We start from the raw sequence: 17358 nt of genomic DNA on the forward strand, positions 1-17358 counted from the left end.
GTGGGCCAGATTTATAAACCGGGAACGAAGCTTTCGAGCACAGTCTGCAAGACACAAATTATGGCGCTGCGTGTCCCTGCACAGGAGCTTATAATAAGCTGCGGTGGTGCACCAATGCAAATTGGCGACCCTCCAGAGCTTGGCGAGATGCAGGGCGAAAATAGCGGGACTTTAGTAGGTAAGCGTTATACAGATGCTGATGAAACGATGGAATTTCTCTGCACGCGTGGAGGTGAAGGTACCGTAAGTGTGGAAGGCTATGTCATTGATATTAAAGCCGCTAAAAAACTGCCCAGCTCTGATTAAATGAATATCCATCTGCTTCTTCAAATGGCCTCTGAAACTATGGGGAATCGCGAGGCTTTGGTCTGTGGTGAAACACGGTTGACATTTCAAGAGTTGAGCGAGATGGCCAAGACGGTTGCGGCTAAGGTCGGTGAGGGTGAAAAACTGGCATATTTGGCTGAGGCTGAGCCTGTCTTTCCGGCGGCTTTGTTTGGCGCAGCTTTGGCGGGAACACAATTTGTTCCGCTAAATTATCGCTTGTCAGAAGCACAGCTCAAAGCGCAAATGAAACGTATTACGCCCGCTAAGTTGATCGGCGAAAAAAGCATTTCAATACAAGGAATCCAGCCGATCTCGGCGTCGGAAATTCTGGTCGGAATACCTTCAGAAAGAGACGCCTCTGATGAGGATGGCGGCGTTGCGGTTGAGCTCTTCACGAGCGGTACAACTGGCGAACCAAAATCAGCTATTTTGCGGCATAGCAATTTGATGGCCTATATTTTCGGGACGGTGGAATTTATGAGCGCCGAAGAAGATGAGGCTACATTGCTAACAGTGCCGCCCTATCATATAGCAGGTATCGCCGGAGTTCTGTCCTCAACCTATGCGGGGAGGCGTATGGTGCAGCTCCCGAATTTCACGGCCGAAGCATGGATTAAGCTTGCGAAAGATGAAGCGGTTACGAATGCTTTTCTTGTGCCGACAATGTTGCAACGCATTGTAGATACTGCCGAGGACAGCCTGGATTTACCCGCCTTACGAAACATAGCCTATGGCGGCGGAAAAATGCCGCGCTCCACCATTGAAACGGCTATGCGTTTGCTTCCCCATGTTAATTTTACAAATGCTTACGGCCTGACGGAAACGAGCGCGACGATTTGTATGTTAGGTCCGGAGGACCACCGTGCGGCCTATGAGAGTCATGACCCTGCCATCCAGCGCAGACTTGGCTCGGCTGGGCGGGCTATTCCGTCTATCGAGTTGAAAGTGCGCTCTGACGAAGGTGAGCTCTGCGGCCCCGAAGAAACGGGGCTTGTTTGGGTGCGCGGCGATCAAGTCAGCGGTGAGTATAAAGGCATGGGTTCTCAGCTCGATAGTGAGGGTTGGTTTTTGACGAAAGATCGCGGCTTCTTGGATGCAGAAGGTTATCTATTTATAGATGGACGCGCGGATGACGTCATTGTGCGCGGCGGCGAAAACATTTCTCCTGGCGAGATTGAAGACGTCCTTCGCCAGCATGACGGAGTCAAAGATGTTGCTGCTATAGCTGTTACGGATACGGAATGGGGCGAGGCTGTTGGCTTAGCTATTGTCTGCACATCAGAGGTTAGCGATGAAGATATTTGCGGCCTTGTGCGCTCAAAACTGCGTTCCTCCCGTGTGCCGTCTGTGATAAAGCGCATGGATGAACTCCCCTATAATGAAACCGGAAAAATCTTGCGCCGCGTCATCAGAGACAGCTTTGCAGACTGAACATGCGGCGCAATATGCCAATGGGCTATTGACTGATTTAGGGTTCAGTCCAAATGTTGAGACTTTAGCCGATCATCCTGCTTTATCTTATCGCCGCTCAGGACTGTTAAAAACGACAGGGCTGATGCTACCCTTTCCTCTGGCGAGCCATATAGATGGGGCCTTAATGGCGTTAAAAACTTTAGCGAGCACAGCTGAGAAGCTACCAAATTGTGGGAGCTTACTTTTGGGCGAAAGAGCGCGATTACGCGAGACCGTTCGGGATGGACGCTTTTGCGCGGGAGGTTATGGGCGGCTCATTGAGACGAAAGACGGCCTTATTGCGCTTAATCTTGTGCGCGAAGATGATTGGGATTTAATTCCCGCATGGCTTGAGGATTATGCGCAAAATTGGGACGACATAGAAAGGTTCTCAGCTGAAAAAGACGCTGATTATTTAGTAGAACGCGCGGCTGAGATTGGCCTGGCCGTTGCCAAGGATGAGATGCCGCCCAAGCCGGAAAGTTGGTTTTCTATTCAGTCCTTTACACAAGCGAAATGTAGTAATCCTCTTATTGTTGATTTGTCAGGGCTATGGGCGGGGCCATTGGCATCCAGTTTATTGAGCTTGGCAGGTGCGCGAGTGATAAAAGTTGAAAGCCCTACACGTCCCGATGGTATGCGCGGCGGGCATCAAGGGTTCTATTCACTTTTAAATGCGGGCAAAGATTGCGTTGCGCTGAATTTTCGGGATGCAGATGATTTAGAAAAATTAAAAGGCTTATTGGAAAAAGCCGATATTGTTATCGAAGCTTCCCGTCCTAGGGCTTTGCGTCAGCTCGGCATTCGTGCTGAAGATTTTGTCGCAAGACAACCGGGAAAAATTTGGGCGCGCCTCACGGCTTATGGACAAGCAGAGAACCGGATTGGTTTTGGGGATGATATAGGCATTTCAGCGGGGCTCGCGAGTATTATGGGGCAAGCTCATGGTGAGCCTTGCTTTGTGGGGGACGCCATCGCCGACCCTGTCAACGGAGTTCACCTCGCATTGGCCATTCAAGCTTATCTGAAAAAAGGCGGGGGAGTTGTCATTGATCTAACTATGCGAGACGTGCTGCGCTGCGCTATGGGGGATATTCCGCAAGACTGTGCAGCTATTGCGCGGGAGTGGCAAGACTTGGTAGACCAAGACAATATGCCTTTATACCAAATGCGTGAGCCCGGCGGCGAGGTTAAACTCTTAGGTGCGGATAATGAGGTTTGGGTATGATTGTCCGCAATTGTGAAATTGAGGGCCGCATCACAGATATCAAAATCGCGAAGGGCCGTATCTCCCAAATTGGAGGTAATATTAAAGGGGAGCGTTATTTTGATGCCAAAGGCGGAGCTTTAATCCCGGGACTGCATGATCATCATATTCATTTAAACGCGGCCGCAGCTGCGATGAACTGTGTGCGCTGTGGCCCGCCCGAAGTGACCTCTGAATCCGAGCTTATTAGAGTTTTAAATATGAAGGGCGAGGGGTGGTTGCGCGGTGTGGGTTATTATCACAGCGTTGCTGGCGAGATTGACCGAAGCTGGCTTGATAATAACGGCCCTAACCGTCCCGTACGCATTCAACACCGAAGTGGCCGTCTCTGGATATTAAATAGCTTGGCTATAGATCATCTTTCTATGGAGGCCCCGAAGGACGGGCGGCTTCTTGATGGTGATAATACTATAAGGTCAATCTCGCAGTTTCCAGACCTCAGGCCTCTAGTGAACAGGCTTTTATCTTACGGTATAACAGGCGTAACGGAAGTCACGCCAAGCAATGGCGCGGCAGAATATGAAAATTATATAAAGGCTGCCAAACCGCTTCGCTTAACACTCATGGGAAAAGCGGAATTATCTTTGGTGCAATCCAGTCATTTAAAACTGCATTACCATGATCATAATTTACCCCCGCTTGAAGAGCTTACAGCGGAAATAATTTCTGCACATCAAGCGGGGCGAAATATCGCTGCGCATTGTGTGACTCGGGCGGAGCTTATGCTGACCTTAGCGGCAATCGATATGGCCGGAGCCGAAAAAGGCGACCGTATTGAACATGCGGCCATAGCTGACGAGGCCGCAATGGAGTGGATGTCAAAGCTTGGGGTAATAGTCGTGACGCAGCCGAATTTTATCGCTGAGCGTGCTGCGGCCTATCTGAAAGATGTGCCGCGAGAAGATCATGAGAATTTGTGGAGATTAAAAGCTTTTGCTGATAGGGGATTAAAGCTTGCGGCTGGAAGCGACGCCCCTTTCGGGGACCCAAACCCTTGGGCGGCGATGGCTGCAGCTGTTAAAAGACCCAAAGGATTTGAGGCCGAGGCGATATCACCCGATTTAGCCTTAGAGCTTTATACAAAACCTGCAGATGATGCTGGCGCCCCGGCCCGCCGCGTCGTCATTGGCGCAAAGGCGGATTTATGTTTACTGGATAGGTCTTGGGCGCAGGCCAAGCTAGGTTTAGATGATGTGACTGTGAAAGCCACATGGATTGATGGTGAGTTAGTCTATAATCTCATCGATTAGGCCCCATTTCAGCGCAGCTTCGGCTCTAATTTTTTCCATGCTCAGCGCCATAAAAGCTGTTTTTTGACGCCCAATTCTACGCGGGAGACTAACTGTTCCGCCCGCGCCTGGGATAAGACCATATTTCAATTCGGGAAGTTGGAACCAAGCTTTAGAGGAGGCCGTTACATGATGTCCAAAGGCCGCAATTTCTACGCCCGCCCCAATTGCTGCTCCGTTGACATGAATTCGTAATCGGTTTTCCAAACGGGCAAATCTCCAAGCGGGCAGGCGTAAAGTGCGAACCCAATGCGCCGTTGCGGGATCAGGGGTCCCTCCAAACTCTTCAATCGCGCCGCCTGTTGAAAAGGCAGCCCCGTTTCCTGTTAGCACGACTTTGGGCATGTCGGCGGCAAGCGCCAAATCCAGGGCGTTGCACAACGCGTCGCGCATTTCTGTTCCAATGGCATTATGTGTCTCAGGACTATTCAATACCAAGCTCATTTCATTATCTGAATTGACGTCAATATCGAGAATGGGACCTGATGATGTGGCTAGGGGTTGTCTTTCATACTGACTAAGCCATTTCTGAAACTCCGGCCCAGCCTGGATCGCGGCGTAAGCAAAGCTCTCTGCTGTCAAAGCATCTGTGGCGGAGAGTGTTTCGCTTGCCCGCAAATGTTGAACCAAAACCATAGCGGCGAGTGGAGCTTGCGTGATATTAGCAGCTATAAGAGGAAGTTTTCTTTCAGTCTCAAGAACGACATCGCATGCGTCTTCTAAAACCCCTCTTCCAATGCCAATTACAGGGCAGGGTACGTCTTTTAGCCAACCGCAAAGCTGAGCTTCTGAGTCCTCCAAATTAAATGCAATATAGGGTCGATCTGAGAATGGGCCGAAACTCTCAATTGGCGGATGGCTTGATGCGAGTTCTTGTAATTGCCTAAATGTAAGCGGGTTTTTCATTGACTCCTGCTATTGCTTGGGTGAATATCCGAACAGCGTTCGGAAAGTCATATATGTCGTCTTCTACAGCGAAAAAGCAAGCAAAACAAACGACTTATGGTCGTCCACGTCTGTTGTCACATGAAGAGATTTTAGAAGGCGCGGTTGAGCTTGGCCTCGAAGGCTTGACGATGAAAAAGTTGGCGACTTATCTTAATGTTGGCACCGCGACGCTCTATCAATATTTTGACAGCCGCAAAGCTCTGATGCGGGCAGCAGCGGTTTATTCGCTCTCAGATGTCCCGCTACCCGAAGACACGGGACAGCATTGGTCAGTTTTGGCGCGGGATTATGTTGAAAGCATCAAGACGCTGCTCGCGGAAAATCCGAGCTTTATCTATAGTCATCAACATTCGGATTATGGTTTTGAAGTTCATTTTCGCCTGATCGAACCGTTTCTTGAAGCAATGAACCAACGCGATTTTGAGCCCGAAGCGGCGATGGAGGTTTTCAACCTCATCGGCATGGCGGCTTTTGGCGGAGCTGTGGAAACTGTTCGACAGCGCGAATTTGAATATCAGGACGAAACAATGGCAATCGTAGCGCGGCGTCAGTTTGACCGCTTAGATGCAGATAAATTCCCGCTGCTGGGGCAAGCTTTCGGGGTGTTTACACAGACCCCTGAAGAGAAAGTTGAAGGACTATTGTCCAAAGCCTTCAAATCTATCGCGCGTGAACGCGGTGAAGACGAAAGCGAGATAATTTAAGATGGTCGCGCAGATTGACACCCAAGTTGAAAGCAAGGCGATACCGCGCGTAAAAGGTATTCCATTTGTAGGCAGCACTTTGGAAATGGCAAAAGATCCCGCGGCTTTTTTCGTGCGTGCGTATCGGGATTATGGTCCTGTCTATCAGGTCAATGTTTTTGGGCGTAAACAGTATGTGATTGCGGGCGTTGAATCTGCCAAACTTATGTCTACGAAGAAGGGGCGGGACGGCCTACGCTCTAAGGAGTTTTGGCAAGACTTCGTAGATCACTTTGGAGCGTCAAAAACCTTGACCCAAATTGACGGGGAAGAGCACCGAAAAATGCGCGCCATTATGCGCAAAGGTTTTTCCCGCGAAGCCGCAGCCGGAAAATATCACATGCTGACGGAGATTGGCGATAAGTCCATTACGCGTGATTGGAAGCAGGGCGAGAGCGTTCCCGTTGTCGAGGCTTTCCAATATATGATTGTGCAGATGATTGGAGAAATGATGAGCGGTGACGCACCGCTCGAATATGTAAAAGACATTCGGACTAATATCCTCTTTTTACTCAACACATTAGTTGCACGTGTCAGGCCAAAATTCTTTTTGAAATCACCAAAGTTTAAAAAAGCCAGCAAGCGTGTCGATGAGCTTGGTGAAAAACTTATCGCGCAATTTAGAGCTTATGCCGAGTCGGGTGAGCTGCCGGATAACTTGCTAGGTGATGTCTATCAGGCCCATATTGATGACCCTGAATTTATACAAGCGCGGGATCTCAGTGTCCTTTTGACAGGGCCCTATGTGGCTGGATTGGATACGGTCGCTAATACGGTGGCAGCAGCAACTTATGGTATTTTGAAAACGCCGGGCGTTCTTGAAAAAGTGCAAGCCGAAGCGGATGCGCTATATGCAAAAGAGACTGTGACGGAAATGGATATTCGCGAGCTTGATTATATTCAAGGCTGCCTGAAAGAAGCGATGCGCCTTTGGCCTATTGCTGTGGCGCAGATGCGTACGACTAATCACGATCTCGAATTTGAAGGTCATATTATTCCCAAAGATGAATTGATTTTTATCGGCACATCAGTTCCGCATTTTATGGAAGAATATTTCCCAGACCCGTTTAAATTTGATCCTGAGCGATTTAACGAAGAGCGCCGCGAACATATGAAGCCAGGCGTCTATGCCCCCTTTGGAAGAGGACCGCATAGCTGCTTGGGGCAAAATTTGGCCGAAGTTTTGATGGGCGTAATTATGGCCCGTCTGTTTCATCGCCTCGATCTTTCATTGGACCCGCTTGATTATGTGCTTAAGACAAAATCAGCGCCCACGCCAGGACCAGCCATGAGCTTTGCAGTAAAAGTCAATGGAGAGCGCCATCCAGCGAAAATGTTAATTCCTGAAATATTAGAAGAGTAGGAGACCGTTATGAACGCACCTGTAAATCCGGACCACATTCAAACAGGCGAAGAATTGGAACGCTGTCCGTTCCCCATTCCTTATGGATGGTTTTGCGTCCATTTTTCGCATGAACTTCAGCCCGGCGATATCAAGATCGAGAAAATGTTTGGCAAGGAGTGGGTTTTGTTTCGCGGCGAAGATGGCTCAGTTGGCATGACCGATCCATTCTGTCCGCATTTGGGAGCGCATTTAGGCCATGGTGGCAAAGTTGTTGGTAATAATATCCAATGCCCGTTCCATAATTGGGAATTTGACAGTGAGGGTTGGTGCAAGAAAATTCCTTACGGCAAAGTGATGCCGGGCGTCGCGCGCAAACGCGCTATTCTTCAAGCCCTTCCGACTATTGAAAAATATGGAGCTATTTGGGCTTGGTACCATCCCAAAGGTGAGACGCCGATGTGGGAGCTTCCGACACATGAGGAATTTGAAAATGAGGTCGAGCATGTCGAAACCAAATTCCATAGCTGGGATATTGGGACCTGCCTTCAGGAAATGGGAGAAAACTCAGTTGATACGCCGCATCTGAAGTTTCTTCACGGCGCGCCTATCATTCCCGATGTGACCGCTAAAGCTGAGGGGCATATTTGGCATTATGATATTATGGACGGTTATATTGTCGGGGAAAGCCATGGCCCAGGCCTTGCTCCCAATCGCCACTCTAAAGATGGCGTTTCCATGTTGATGTATGCCATGCCGTCGCCTGTGGATGAGGAAATGTCGCGTGTGCGTATGATGTTCAAATGGAAAAAATATCCGGAAGGGTCCAAAGAGGCTGCTATCGGCCAACATCTTTATGAGCACTCAATCGGAGAAGCTGAAGGCGAAGAGTCCGCAGGATTTGAATCCGTCGATCTGATTGTCTGGGATAATAAAAAATATCGCCCGAAACCTTTGCTTTGTGACGGCGACGGACCAATCCTCGCTTGGCGTAAATACTTCCGTCAGTTCTATGTCGATCTTGATGAAAATGATCCTGCGGTGGCTATGTAATGGGAGATCGCTTAAAAGGTAAGGCCTGTATAATTACAGGGGCGGCCCAAGGTATGGGCGAAGCGACAGCTAGGCTTTTTGCGTCAGAAGGTGCAAAACTTGCATTGGCAGATGTAAATATCGAAAAAGGTGAAGCTGTAGCTAAGGATATTGGCGGCGATACTTTCTTCCAAAAGCTTGACGTTTCTGATAACGAAAATTGGAAACACTTCTCGGGCGCTGTCCGGGACAAGTTCGGTACTATTGATGTTCTTGTCAATAATGCCGGACTTGTACATTTCACGCCAGTCGAAATGCTAGACCCTGATGATTTCAATCGAATTTTGGGTGTAAACACTTTGGGTCCAATTTTAGGTACGAAGCATGTCACACCGACCATGAAAGCGGTCGGAAAAGGCTCAATTATAAATATCAGTTCTGTAGATGGTTTGCGTGGAGCCAATGGATTGACGTGTTACACCGCCAGTAAATGGGCGCTGCGAGGTATAACCAAATGCCATGCTTATGAGCTAGGTACGTCGGGTATTCGAGTAAATTCAGTACATCCCGGGGGCGTAAATACGCCCATGGGCAATGCAGCCGGCCGCCCCGAAGAGGAGGTCAATCAAGTCTTTCGGAGATTGCCTTTGGGCAGAATTGGCCGCCCTGATGAAATAGCGCAGGCCTCATTATTCCTGGCTAGCGATGAATCTTCTTACATCACTGGGGCTGAAATTGCCGTTGATGGCGGCTGGACCGCTGGTACATATCTGACCATGTTGCCTGGTGCGCCTGAAGGTCTGCCAATCTGATCAGTCTATGGCCAAATTTCTAAAGTTCATCTTCAAAGCTCTGCTGGTATTGCTCTTAATAGTTATGGCAGGGCTTTTCTTTGTGAAGTGGAGAATGGATCATGAAGTCGCGGCTGTAACGCCCCTTTCCATGAGCACTGAAGATGTTGACCTTACGCCGCGCATTGACCCCAGTTTTACGCCTAAGAGACTGCCACTGACAGGAGAACCACAACATCCCTTTATGGCGGTCACAGACACAAGCGCCATGCATTCAGGTAGTTGGGAAAGTGACACCCATCCGGCAAAAGCCGTTTCGTCTGATAAACTAGGCATTATAACGCGGCGGGCCGGCGGAAAAGCGGCCCGGCAATGCGCGACCTTCACTTTTATTAAGGCCGGGCATCCGCTTATTCTTTGCGGCGGCTTTACGAGTTTCCGTTTGCAGCTCCTTGATAAAGATACACTGGAAATGCTCGCAATGTATGACCTGCCTATGAGGCCCAGCACATTTGAGGCCATGGTCAAGCGCGATACAGATATCATCTTCACCGATACTTCGGGCGGGGCCTATATGTATCTGGATGATCAAGATCGCGCCGTTCTCGCCGATGCTAAGCAGCGCATACGCCGCATTAAAGCGGAGCAGCTGGGTAATGGTAAATGGCAATTTCTTGAGACAGATAGTTGGGACATGACGGATTATGTGCCCAATGATTGTTATCACTGGAATAATCTACGGCCGACAGGGGAATGCGATGGTATCACGACGATCATGCCCGATTATAACGGCTTGCTCTGGTGGGTCACGCGCAAGGGCCGTGTGGGTTCGCTAAACCCTGAAAATGGAAAGGTTATCGCGACTGAATTAGGCGGAGAGGAAATTCAAAACTCTTTCGCACTCGATATGGACGGCGCTTACATTGTTTCCGACCATGCCATGTATCATATGAAATTGGTAGAAGGGATGCCAACACAGCAATGGCGCGTACCATATGATCGCGGTTCAGGACGCAAAGTGGGCTCTATAAATCAAGGCAGCGGAACCTCGCCAAGCTTGTTTGGTGAAAACTACCTAACATTTACCGACAATGCCGATGACCATATGAATATCTATGTCGCGCGGCGCGGTGACCTCGCGGACGACGAAAGCCGCGTGATTTGTAAAGTGCCTGTCTTTACCAAAGGGGCAAGCGTAACGGATAATTCCATGATTGCCTATGGCCGCACTATTATCCTCGAAAATAATGCTGGTTATACCAATTCCATGATCCAGAAGGATTACAACGACGTGGAGGGCGGCGTTGTTCGCGTCGATGTGCGTGAAGATGAAAGCGGTTGTGACATTGTTTGGGATAACCCGCTCAAGGTACCGTCTGTTGTGCCCAAGCTGTCTCTCGGAAATGGGATTGCGTATTTCTATAGTTTCGACCTGCTAGAAAATGGCGATCGTCTCTGGTCGCTTGTGGGGCTTGATTTTGAGACGGGCAATGAAGTCATCCGCATTCCTACGGGTACTGGTGAAGCATTTAACAATAATTGGGCAAGTATTGCTATTGCGCCCAATGGCGATACTTGGGTCGGCACGCGGCAGGGCGTTTTAAAGATAAGAGAAAAATAATGTATTTTGGCCCGATTACCCAACTTAGCCATTTAACCGATGATTTGGAGAAGACGGCAGGCTTAGCGCTCCACCATAGACTAAGGCGTGAAAAGAGTTAGAAGCCTTTCATGGGATTTAAGGATTTTTTACTACTTTTTACAGTTTGTTTTGTCTGGGGTTTGAACATTGTTCTGACGCGCTGGGTGGTTTTTGATGCCGCTGTGCCGCCTGTATTTTTTGCCGCCATAAGGTTTTTAGGTGTCGCACTTTGTCTTATTCCGTTTCTAAGGCCCATTCCCGAAGATATCAAAACCTTGTTTTGGATATCCTTCTTTATCGGGTCAGGGCATTTTGCGCTACTATTCATAGGATTAGCAAATGCCGAAGCGTCTGCTGCGTCCATTGTCGGGCAATTGGGTGTGCCTTTCTCCACACTAATGAGTATGGCTTTTCTGGGAGAAAAAGTTGGCTGGCGACGCGGCACCGGTATTATGCTGGCTTTTGCAGGGGTGATCGTTATTGCAATAGATCCCGAGAGCTTCAGCGTCACATTCGGTCTGTTATATATTGCAGGAGCAGCATTTATCGGATCAATTGGCGGCATTTTAATGAAGCGTACAAAGCCTGTTTCAGCGCTGCAAATGCAAGTCTGGATTGGTCTGTTTTCCTTCGCACCTCTGTTTCTGGTTTCGGGTTTGTTAGAGACAGGTCAGTGGAACACATATGTCTCGGGAGGGTGGCAGGTATGGGCCGCAACTGCTTTTGCCGTGATTGGTGTGTCAATCTTTGGGCATGGCGCTTTTTATCACCTGATAAAGAAATATGATATTTCGCTATTATCACCGCTAACACTTATGACACCCATTTGGGGCGTTGTGTTGAGTATTGTGCTTTTAAAAGAAGCGATTACGGCTCAGTTGATAATAGGGTCTATCATTTCGTTGGGCGGCGTATTCGTGATCGCCGTTCGACCAAATAAAACTCTGCCAGAAGCAGGCATGGGCAAGAAATTAGGAAGCGGCGGCTCATAATTGAGGTCGGCTGCTTTCCGTAAAAGTTCTCAAGAGAGGCTGAAAGATTACTCCGCAGCCTCCACCCAAGGGTCTCTCTTCGTGCCCTTTGTCACCCAGTGACCATTTGATTTGGCCTGATATTTTTTAACGTCCTTACGCGGGTTGTAAAACTGCTTGTACCACAAACGAGCCTTACCAAAGGGACCGTCGCCGATTACTTGCATAATCGACAGGCATGGCGCTTTGTTGGCCCAGACATCAAAGTCTTGAAGCAATGCCATTTTTGAGCCTTCTTGGAAGGCTGGTACAGCGGCTTTGTCATCTTCATTCATTGGGAAGTTCGGCGGTTCTACCATGAGGCCATGCCAGGCGCGGACTTGGCCATCTTCAATGGGCGTATGGCAAATCATCATCAGTGAATTGTAATAACCATTCATGCGGGAGAGCAGCAGACCAGGTCCTGTGTACCATGTGTCGTTAGTCATGACTTCATCGGATAAGGTGCGGTGACCTGCCGCGAGAAGTTGACGGATAACATGGTCTTTGGCTTCACTTTCAAAAAGCTCCATATCGGTTGAGCCGTGAATGGGACCAAGGTGAGCCTTATCCGTGATATTGTCGATAATCTCTTGCGGATGACAGTTAAGCTCTCCCAAATAATCCACGTTCCAATTCACCCATTTAGGATCTTCCCATTCGGGCAGGGGATGGGGCTGAAAGTCAGGTTCGCCTTCTTCCTCATCATGCCACATCAAGATAAGTCCGCCCCATTCTTGCACGGGATAGCTGCGGATTTTTGCTGCCTTTGGAATCGGGGCAGGTGAGTATGGAATTTCATTACACATGCCGTCAGGGCCAAATTTCCACGCGTGGTAAGGGCAGCGAATATCATCACCTTCAACCTGTTTACCGTCCATGACGATGTAAGAGCTCTCATTCTTCGCCAGGTGGGTTTTCATATGCGGACAATAAGCGTCCATGACAACGACGCGGCCAGAGGCGCCGCGATACATGATAAGGTCGCGTCCGAAATAGCGTAGAGGGATGGGTTTATTCGTGGCGTCTGCGCTTTCGCCGACCATGAACCATCCGCGCGGAAAGGTGAACTCGCCAATGCCATATTCTGCTGTGGTTGCCATAATATCCTCCGTATAAGATTTTTATCACGCCGCTGAAGCGGGTGTAGTATTTAATTCAGGCGCATGGCCTTTATGTCCGCCTTCTTCAAGACAGGCCGTTCCGCCGGGTGTGTACATCAGGGTCACGCATTGATTGCAGGCCGTGCAGCCTGAGTTACGAATACTTCCCTTTTGTAAGGCGTTGACGAGATTAGGATCAAAGATGAGCGCGCGGCCAAGACCTAAAGCATCAAAGCCCTCATTCATGACTTTATTGACATTATCCATGGTTTGCGTGCCGCCAAGATAACAAAGTGGCATATCCACCGCTGCGCGAATTTGCTCAGCTGTCGGCATAGAGTAAAGCTGTTTGAATTCACTATCGGGTTCTTTGCTTTTAGGCTGCATCATCATGCCGAGGCGTACAATAAGGTTTTTAGGTTTTACTGATGTTTTGGGTAGGGGATTACCAAACATGGTATCGATGCTCTCAACGTTCAGCCCGTTAGAGAGCTGCGCCATATGCGCGCCGGTGCTTTGCAGGATTTTGGCGATCTCTATGCCTTCGTTAATGGTGTTTCCGCCTTCTTTGCCATCCGTTTGACTATATTTAACGGTGACAGCCATATCCTTGCCGACAGCGTCTAGCACTTTTGATAATACCTCAGCGGGGAATTTCATCCGGTTTTGAATAGTACCGCCATAGTCATCTTTGCGGGTGTTATAAAATGGTGTGATAAATTGCGCGAGAAGATAGCCATGACCCATATGAATTTCGATGGCGTCAAAGTCGGATTCTTTAGCATGGATCGCGGCGCGGACAAATTCGTCGGCGATAGCGTCCATATCGGCTCTGTCCATTTTCTTTTTCATGTAACGTCCGGTCATGACGCCGAACTTGTTAAAGCCGCCATTAGCCGAGATGGGCTTCATGGAGGAGAAGTCTTTGGGCAGAAATGTAAATGACCCTGCATGGGTAATTTGCGCTTGGGCTGCTGCGCCATGTTTGTGGACCATATTTGTCAGCGCTCTGAAGTCAGCGATAGTGTCCTGCGATAAATGTGCCTGATCTACGAAGGTCTGCCCATCTTTAGACGTTGCACAGTAAGCTACTGTTGTCATCGCCACGCCGCCCTCAGCCACGCGTTCATGAAAGGCGGCTAGGCCTTTGGAAATTATTCCGCCTTTGCACATGCCCTCATTAGTCGCCGCTTTGATAAAGCGATTACGCAATTTTAAAGGACCGATTGTTAGCGGCGTAAAGGCTTTTGACGTGTTTGAACTCATAAAGGCTGTATAAATCTGACTGCGAAAAAAATCACGCTAAAAATGATGAAAATGGGTGTATTATATATAATTTTACTCTAATTGCGTAGTAATTGTTGTAAAATACTACGCATTAGGGGAATTCTAACTATCCATGACCGAAACACACGACTCTACACCTAATTCCCGTAAATATGCTTGGTTTGTTTTAATCATGATGGTGCTGCTTTATCTGGTTAATGTGGCGGACAGATATGTGGCTTCAGGCTTGCTCGAGGAAATAAAGAAAACCTTTCAAGTCTCTGATACTTTTATGGGTTTTCTTGTCGGTCCTGCCTTTGCAGTGGTTTATACCTTACTTGCAATACCAATTGCACGATTTGCGGACAGGCATAACCGCGTGAGAATTATTGTAGCCGGAGCCATTATATGGAGTGGATTTACGGTGCTGTCGGGCTTTGCGCAAACGCCTTGGACTTTTGCCTTTGCAAGACTTGGCGTTGGCGTTGGAGAGGCTGCGTTTTTAGCCCCAGCCTTTTCGCTTTTGTCGGATTACTTTGCACCAAAAAAGCGGGCACTGGCTTTTGCTATTCTGAACTTCGGCGTTTATTTTGGCCAGATATTTGGCCTTATCGGCGGGGCCGCGATTGCAGAAGCCTCACATTGGCGTACCGCATTTATATCACTGGGTGCGCCAGGTGTATTGCTCGGTATTTTGACGTTGATACTGGTAAAAGAGCCCAAGCGAGGACGTCTTGACCCTGTCTCAAACATCGCGGTAACAGAGAATAATCTCTCCTTTCTTGAAACGTTTAAAACTTTGTGGGCACGGCGAAGTTTTCGTTTCATGACAATCGGAACAGCCCTTGGCGGCTTTGCAAGTTACGGCTTTGGTATTTGGGCTCCAACCCTTTTCGCGCGTGCCTTTGATTTATCACTGACAGAAGCCAATGCGCGTTATGGTGGTCCATCATTTATTGCAGGTATTACAGGCGCTCTGGTTTTGGGAATTTTATGTGACCGCCTAACGGCTAAAGATGTGCGCTGGCCTTTCCGTTTGTCCGCCTTTGGCTTGATAGGTTTCTTTGTGTCGATGATTATTCTTTGTTTTGTGGAGGATGTGAATGTTGCAACGTTATTGACCTTGCCCGCCGGACTTATGGCGGGGGGATGGGTCATTGCCATGCAGGCCGCACTTCAAGATTTATTGCCCGCTAAAGCCCGCGCAACAGGCACAGCCCTTTGGGGATTTGCGCTCACATTCACAGGGTTGGCATTGGGTGTTTGGTTTGTGGGCAGACTTAACGATGTCTTCGCTGCACAATATGGCGATGAGGCGATACGCTACGCTATGGCCATAACACTGCTTGCAGCTGTACCCAGTATAATTTGTATTTTAATGGCGGGACGTACGGCTGAAACAGATCGAGAAGAGTTGGCAAAAGCTTTGGGCTAGAAGCAATAGCTCCCACCATTAGCGACTAATACAGACCCTGTCACAAAACTGGCGTCCTCGGATAGCAAATAAGCCACAGCAGCTGCGACTTCGCTAGGTTCAGCCATGCGGCCTAGCGGGACGGATTGTTCCATAGAGGTTATCCATTCCTGCGGTAGGCCTGTCATGATGGGGGTGTTTGTAGGGCCGGGGGCGACTGCATTGACGCGAATTCCGCGCGGGGCTAGTTCGCGCGAGAGCTGACGGGTGAGGCCGATAAGCGCTGACTTACTCGTCACATAATGCGGGGAGCCTTCACCCGATTGCGCAGAGGTTGAACTGATATTGACAATAGAACCCACATTGCCGTCTTCGGCCATAATGCGCACAGCTTCGCGGCAGACATAGAAGGCTCCATTTAGATTTACGGCCATAACACCCGCCCAGCCTTCATCCTCCATATGGATAAGGTGATCGACAAAGGTGTTTGAGGTGCCGTCTTTGGCAAGCTCTTCATTGCGCTGGTTCATTGCGCCATAAAATTTATCTGAGCCATCACCTTTAGCTTGTCCGATGCCTGCGCAATTTACTGCAAAGTCCAAACGCCCAAAGGTTTTGCGGGCTTCGCGCACAGCTTTGATGACGTCTTTACTCTCGCCGACATTACATTTTAAAGCGAGATGTTCGCCGCTTAATCTGTCGATGACGGATCGCGCGTTGTCTTGATTAAGATCTAGTGCCGCAACTCGCGCGCCTTCTGCGGCCAGTTTTTCAACAATAGCCGCGCCAATGCCTTGGCCAGCGCCTGTCACCACTGCTGTTTTACCTGAAAGTCTCATGCTTAATTCCTAACCGGGGACATATAGTTCATTGGTCTTGCCGCCATCAACAGGAATGCTTGCGCCTGTCACATATGAGGAGGCATCAGAGGCGAGAAAGAGCACCACATTGGCAACTTCTTCGGGGGTGCCAATGCGGCCCATGGGGTTTGCATTCGCAATAGCTGCGCCGGCATCCGGGTCGTGATCGAACCACGCCTTTGTTGCGGGGGTCATGATAGGGCCGGGCGTAACAGCGTTGACGCGAATGCCTTGGCGTGCGCCTTCCATGGCGGCATTACGCGTAAAATGCGTGAGGGCGGCTTTGGATGCGCCGTAAGCAGACATGCCTTGCATGGCGCGATCCCCATTGACAGAGCTGATATTGATAATGCTCCCGCCTTTATCGCCCATAGCGGTCATGGCGGCGCGCGTGCCCATATAGGGCGCATCTACATTGACACGGAAGTTTTGCTGAAAGCCTTCAAGGTCCGTGTCGGCTATCATCCCCATGCCAACATGGGCAGCATTATTCACGAGGATGTGCAGACCTTTGTTTTTGGCGATAGTGGAAATCATATCCGCATAGCTTTGCGCGTCAGATACATCCAAAGTTTGGCCTTCGCAGCTCCCGCCCTCGGAGGTTATGGCATTGATCGTGGCAGTGATTTTATCTTCATTTCGGGCGCAGATGATAACGTGAGCGCCTTCGCTGGCCAGCTTTTGCGCAATAGCGCGGCCAATGCCGTCACTTCCGCCACTGACAATAGCGTTTTTGCCTGATAAACTGCCCATATTGCATTCCCCATTTTTCTTTTAGCTTAAATTAGACTGCGTAGAAAATAAACCAAAAAAATACGCAATATGTCCCTATAAGCGTGTTGATAATCGATAATGCGTAATATAGGTTAGGT

At 49.1% G+C, this 17358-nt stretch carries 16 protein-coding genes; 11 read left to right on the forward strand and 5 right to left on the reverse strand.

What is annotated here, in order from left to right; genetic code table 11:
- From F569_RS0109390 to F569_RS0109405, 4 genes are read left to right on the forward strand one after another with little or no spacing between them, the layout of a single operon-like run.
- On the forward strand, window positions 1–306 hold the full coding sequence (locus F569_RS0109390; RefSeq protein WP_026941988.1) for a hypothetical protein: 306 nt from the start codon (window positions 1–3) through the stop codon (window positions 304–306).
- Entirely contained in the window at window positions 307–1758 is a 1452-nt protein-coding gene (locus F569_RS0109395) for a class I adenylate-forming enzyme family protein (protein WP_026941989.1), read from the forward strand. It begins immediately after the preceding gene.
- Window positions 1706–3007 carry a CoA transferase gene (locus F569_RS17395; protein WP_051279673.1) on the forward strand — a complete coding sequence of 434 codons (1302 nt, stop codon included), beginning with the start codon at window positions 1706–1708 and terminating at the stop codon, window positions 3005–3007. Before F569_RS0109395 ends, F569_RS17395 begins: the two co-directional genes overlap by 53 nt.
- Complete coding sequence (locus F569_RS0109405; protein ID WP_026941990.1) at window positions 3004–4296, forward strand: amidohydrolase family protein; 1293 nt, start codon at window positions 3004–3006, stop codon at window positions 4294–4296. Before F569_RS17395 ends, F569_RS0109405 begins: the two co-directional genes overlap by 4 nt.
- On the opposite strand, the gene F569_RS0109410 is transcribed toward F569_RS0109405, so the two are convergent.
- Window positions 4273–5241 (reverse strand): enoyl-CoA hydratase/isomerase family protein, encoded by a 969-nt coding sequence (locus F569_RS0109410; protein ID WP_026941991.1) that lies wholly within the window; start codon window positions 5239–5241, stop codon window positions 4273–4275. The genes F569_RS0109405 and F569_RS0109410 overlap by 24 nt on opposite strands.
- A gap of 53 nt (window positions 5242–5294) precedes the next feature.
- Between F569_RS0109410 and F569_RS0109415 the strand changes: the two genes are divergently transcribed.
- The 6 genes from F569_RS0109415 (at window position 5295) to F569_RS0109440 (ending at window position 11825) form a co-directional block, all read left to right on the forward strand.
- Window positions 5295–5987, forward strand: coding sequence for a TetR/AcrR family transcriptional regulator (locus F569_RS0109415; protein WP_154813703.1), 693 nt, complete (start codon window positions 5295–5297; stop codon window positions 5985–5987).
- 1 nt (window position 5988) lies between these two features.
- On the forward strand, window positions 5989–7389 hold the full coding sequence (locus tag F569_RS17400; RefSeq protein ID WP_034388116.1) for a cytochrome P450: 1401 nt from the start codon (window positions 5989–5991) through the stop codon (window positions 7387–7389).
- Between the two features lie 9 nt (window positions 7390–7398).
- A complete protein-coding gene (locus F569_RS0109425) occupies window positions 7399–8421 on the forward strand; it encodes a Rieske 2Fe-2S domain-containing protein (protein WP_026941993.1) in 1023 nt (340 codons plus the stop codon).
- Complete coding sequence (locus F569_RS0109430) at window positions 8421–9212, forward strand: SDR family NAD(P)-dependent oxidoreductase (protein ID WP_026941994.1); 792 nt, start codon at window positions 8421–8423, stop codon at window positions 9210–9212. The genes F569_RS0109425 and F569_RS0109430 overlap by 1 nt, the downstream gene beginning before the upstream one ends.
- Window positions 9213–9219: 7 nt before the next feature.
- The gene (locus F569_RS0109435) at window positions 9220–10812 is read left to right on the forward strand and encodes a PQQ-binding-like beta-propeller repeat protein (protein WP_026941995.1); all 1593 of its coding nucleotides are present in this window, start codon (window positions 9220–9222) and stop codon (window positions 10810–10812) included.
- A gap of 110 nt (window positions 10813–10922) precedes the next feature.
- Window positions 10923–11825 carry a DMT family transporter gene (locus F569_RS0109440; RefSeq protein ID WP_026941996.1) on the forward strand — a complete coding sequence of 301 codons (903 nt, stop codon included), beginning with the start codon at window positions 10923–10925 and terminating at the stop codon, window positions 11823–11825.
- A gap of 47 nt (window positions 11826–11872) precedes the next feature.
- Here the strand turns inward: F569_RS0109440 and F569_RS0109445 are convergent, their stop codons facing one another.
- On the reverse strand, window positions 11873–12946 hold the full coding sequence (locus F569_RS0109445) for a Rieske 2Fe-2S domain-containing protein (protein WP_026941997.1): 1074 nt from the start codon (window positions 12944–12946) through the stop codon (window positions 11873–11875).
- A 24-nt stretch (window positions 12947–12970) separates the two neighbouring features.
- Complete coding sequence (locus tag F569_RS0109450; RefSeq protein ID WP_026941998.1) at window positions 12971–14212, reverse strand: NADH:flavin oxidoreductase; 1242 nt, start codon at window positions 14210–14212, stop codon at window positions 12971–12973.
- Window positions 14213–14345: 133 nt separating this feature from the next.
- On the opposite strand from F569_RS0109450, the gene F569_RS0109455 reads away from it, so the two are divergent.
- The gene (locus F569_RS0109455; RefSeq protein ID WP_026941999.1) at window positions 14346–15647 is read left to right on the forward strand and encodes a spinster family MFS transporter; all 1302 of its coding nucleotides are present in this window, start codon (window positions 14346–14348) and stop codon (window positions 15645–15647) included.
- On the opposite strand, the gene F569_RS0109460 is transcribed toward F569_RS0109455, so the two are convergent.
- Both F569_RS0109460 and F569_RS0109465 read right to left on the reverse strand, forming a co-directional pair.
- Complete coding sequence (locus F569_RS0109460; protein WP_026942000.1) at window positions 15644–16465, reverse strand: SDR family NAD(P)-dependent oxidoreductase; 822 nt, start codon at window positions 16463–16465, stop codon at window positions 15644–15646. The two genes, F569_RS0109455 and F569_RS0109460, sit on opposite strands and share 4 nt — an antisense overlap.
- Window positions 16466–16474: 9 nt before the next feature.
- Complete coding sequence (locus tag F569_RS0109465) at window positions 16475–17239, reverse strand: SDR family NAD(P)-dependent oxidoreductase (RefSeq protein ID WP_026942001.1); 765 nt, start codon at window positions 17237–17239, stop codon at window positions 16475–16477.
- Window positions 17240–17358 lie beyond the last annotated feature (119 nt).

Origin of the sequence: Hellea balneolensis DSM 19091 (genome assembly GCF_000428525.1) — a bacterium.
GTDB lineage: Bacteria > Pseudomonadota > Alphaproteobacteria > Caulobacterales > Maricaulaceae > Hellea > Hellea balneolensis.

What these genes read in the sequence shown, in the direction of transcription:
- F569_RS0109395 (WP_026941989.1), top strand. Translation starts at nt 307, where the DNA reads ATGAATATCCATCTGCTTCTTCAAATGGCCTCTGAAACTATGGGGAAT.
- F569_RS17395 (WP_051279673.1), top strand. Translation starts at nt 1,706, where the DNA reads ATGAAACCGGAAAAATCTTGCGCCGCGTCATCAGAGACAGCTTTGCAG.
- F569_RS0109405 (WP_026941990.1), top strand. Translation starts at nt 3,004, where the DNA reads ATGATTGTCCGCAATTGTGAAATTGAGGGCCGCATCACAGATATCAAA.
- F569_RS0109410 (WP_026941991.1), bottom strand. Translation starts at nt 5,241, where the DNA reads ATGAAAAACCCGCTTACATTTAGGCAATTACAAGAACTCGCATCAAGC.
- F569_RS0109415 (WP_154813703.1), top strand. Translation starts at nt 5,295, where the DNA reads ATGTCGTCTTCTACAGCGAAAAAGCAAGCAAAACAAACGACTTATGGT.
- F569_RS17400 (WP_034388116.1), top strand. Translation starts at nt 5,989, where the DNA reads ATGGTCGCGCAGATTGACACCCAAGTTGAAAGCAAGGCGATACCGCGC.
- F569_RS0109425 (WP_026941993.1), top strand. Translation starts at nt 7,399, where the DNA reads ATGAACGCACCTGTAAATCCGGACCACATTCAAACAGGCGAAGAATTG.
- F569_RS0109430 (WP_026941994.1), top strand. Translation starts at nt 8,421, where the DNA reads ATGGGAGATCGCTTAAAAGGTAAGGCCTGTATAATTACAGGGGCGGCC.
- F569_RS0109435 (WP_026941995.1), top strand. Translation starts at nt 9,220, where the DNA reads ATGGCCAAATTTCTAAAGTTCATCTTCAAAGCTCTGCTGGTATTGCTC.
- F569_RS0109440 (WP_026941996.1), top strand. Translation starts at nt 10,923, where the DNA reads ATGGGATTTAAGGATTTTTTACTACTTTTTACAGTTTGTTTTGTCTGG.
- F569_RS0109445 (WP_026941997.1), bottom strand. Translation starts at nt 12,946, where the DNA reads ATGGCAACCACAGCAGAATATGGCATTGGCGAGTTCACCTTTCCGCGC.
- F569_RS0109450 (WP_026941998.1), bottom strand. Translation starts at nt 14,212, where the DNA reads ATGAGTTCAAACACGTCAAAAGCCTTTACGCCGCTAACAATCGGTCCT.
- F569_RS0109455 (WP_026941999.1), top strand. Translation starts at nt 14,346, where the DNA reads ATGACCGAAACACACGACTCTACACCTAATTCCCGTAAATATGCTTGG.
- F569_RS0109460 (WP_026942000.1), bottom strand. Translation starts at nt 16,465, where the DNA reads ATGAGACTTTCAGGTAAAACAGCAGTGGTGACAGGCGCTGGCCAAGGC.
- F569_RS0109465 (WP_026942001.1), bottom strand. Translation starts at nt 17,239, where the DNA reads ATGGGCAGTTTATCAGGCAAAAACGCTATTGTCAGTGGCGGAAGTGAC.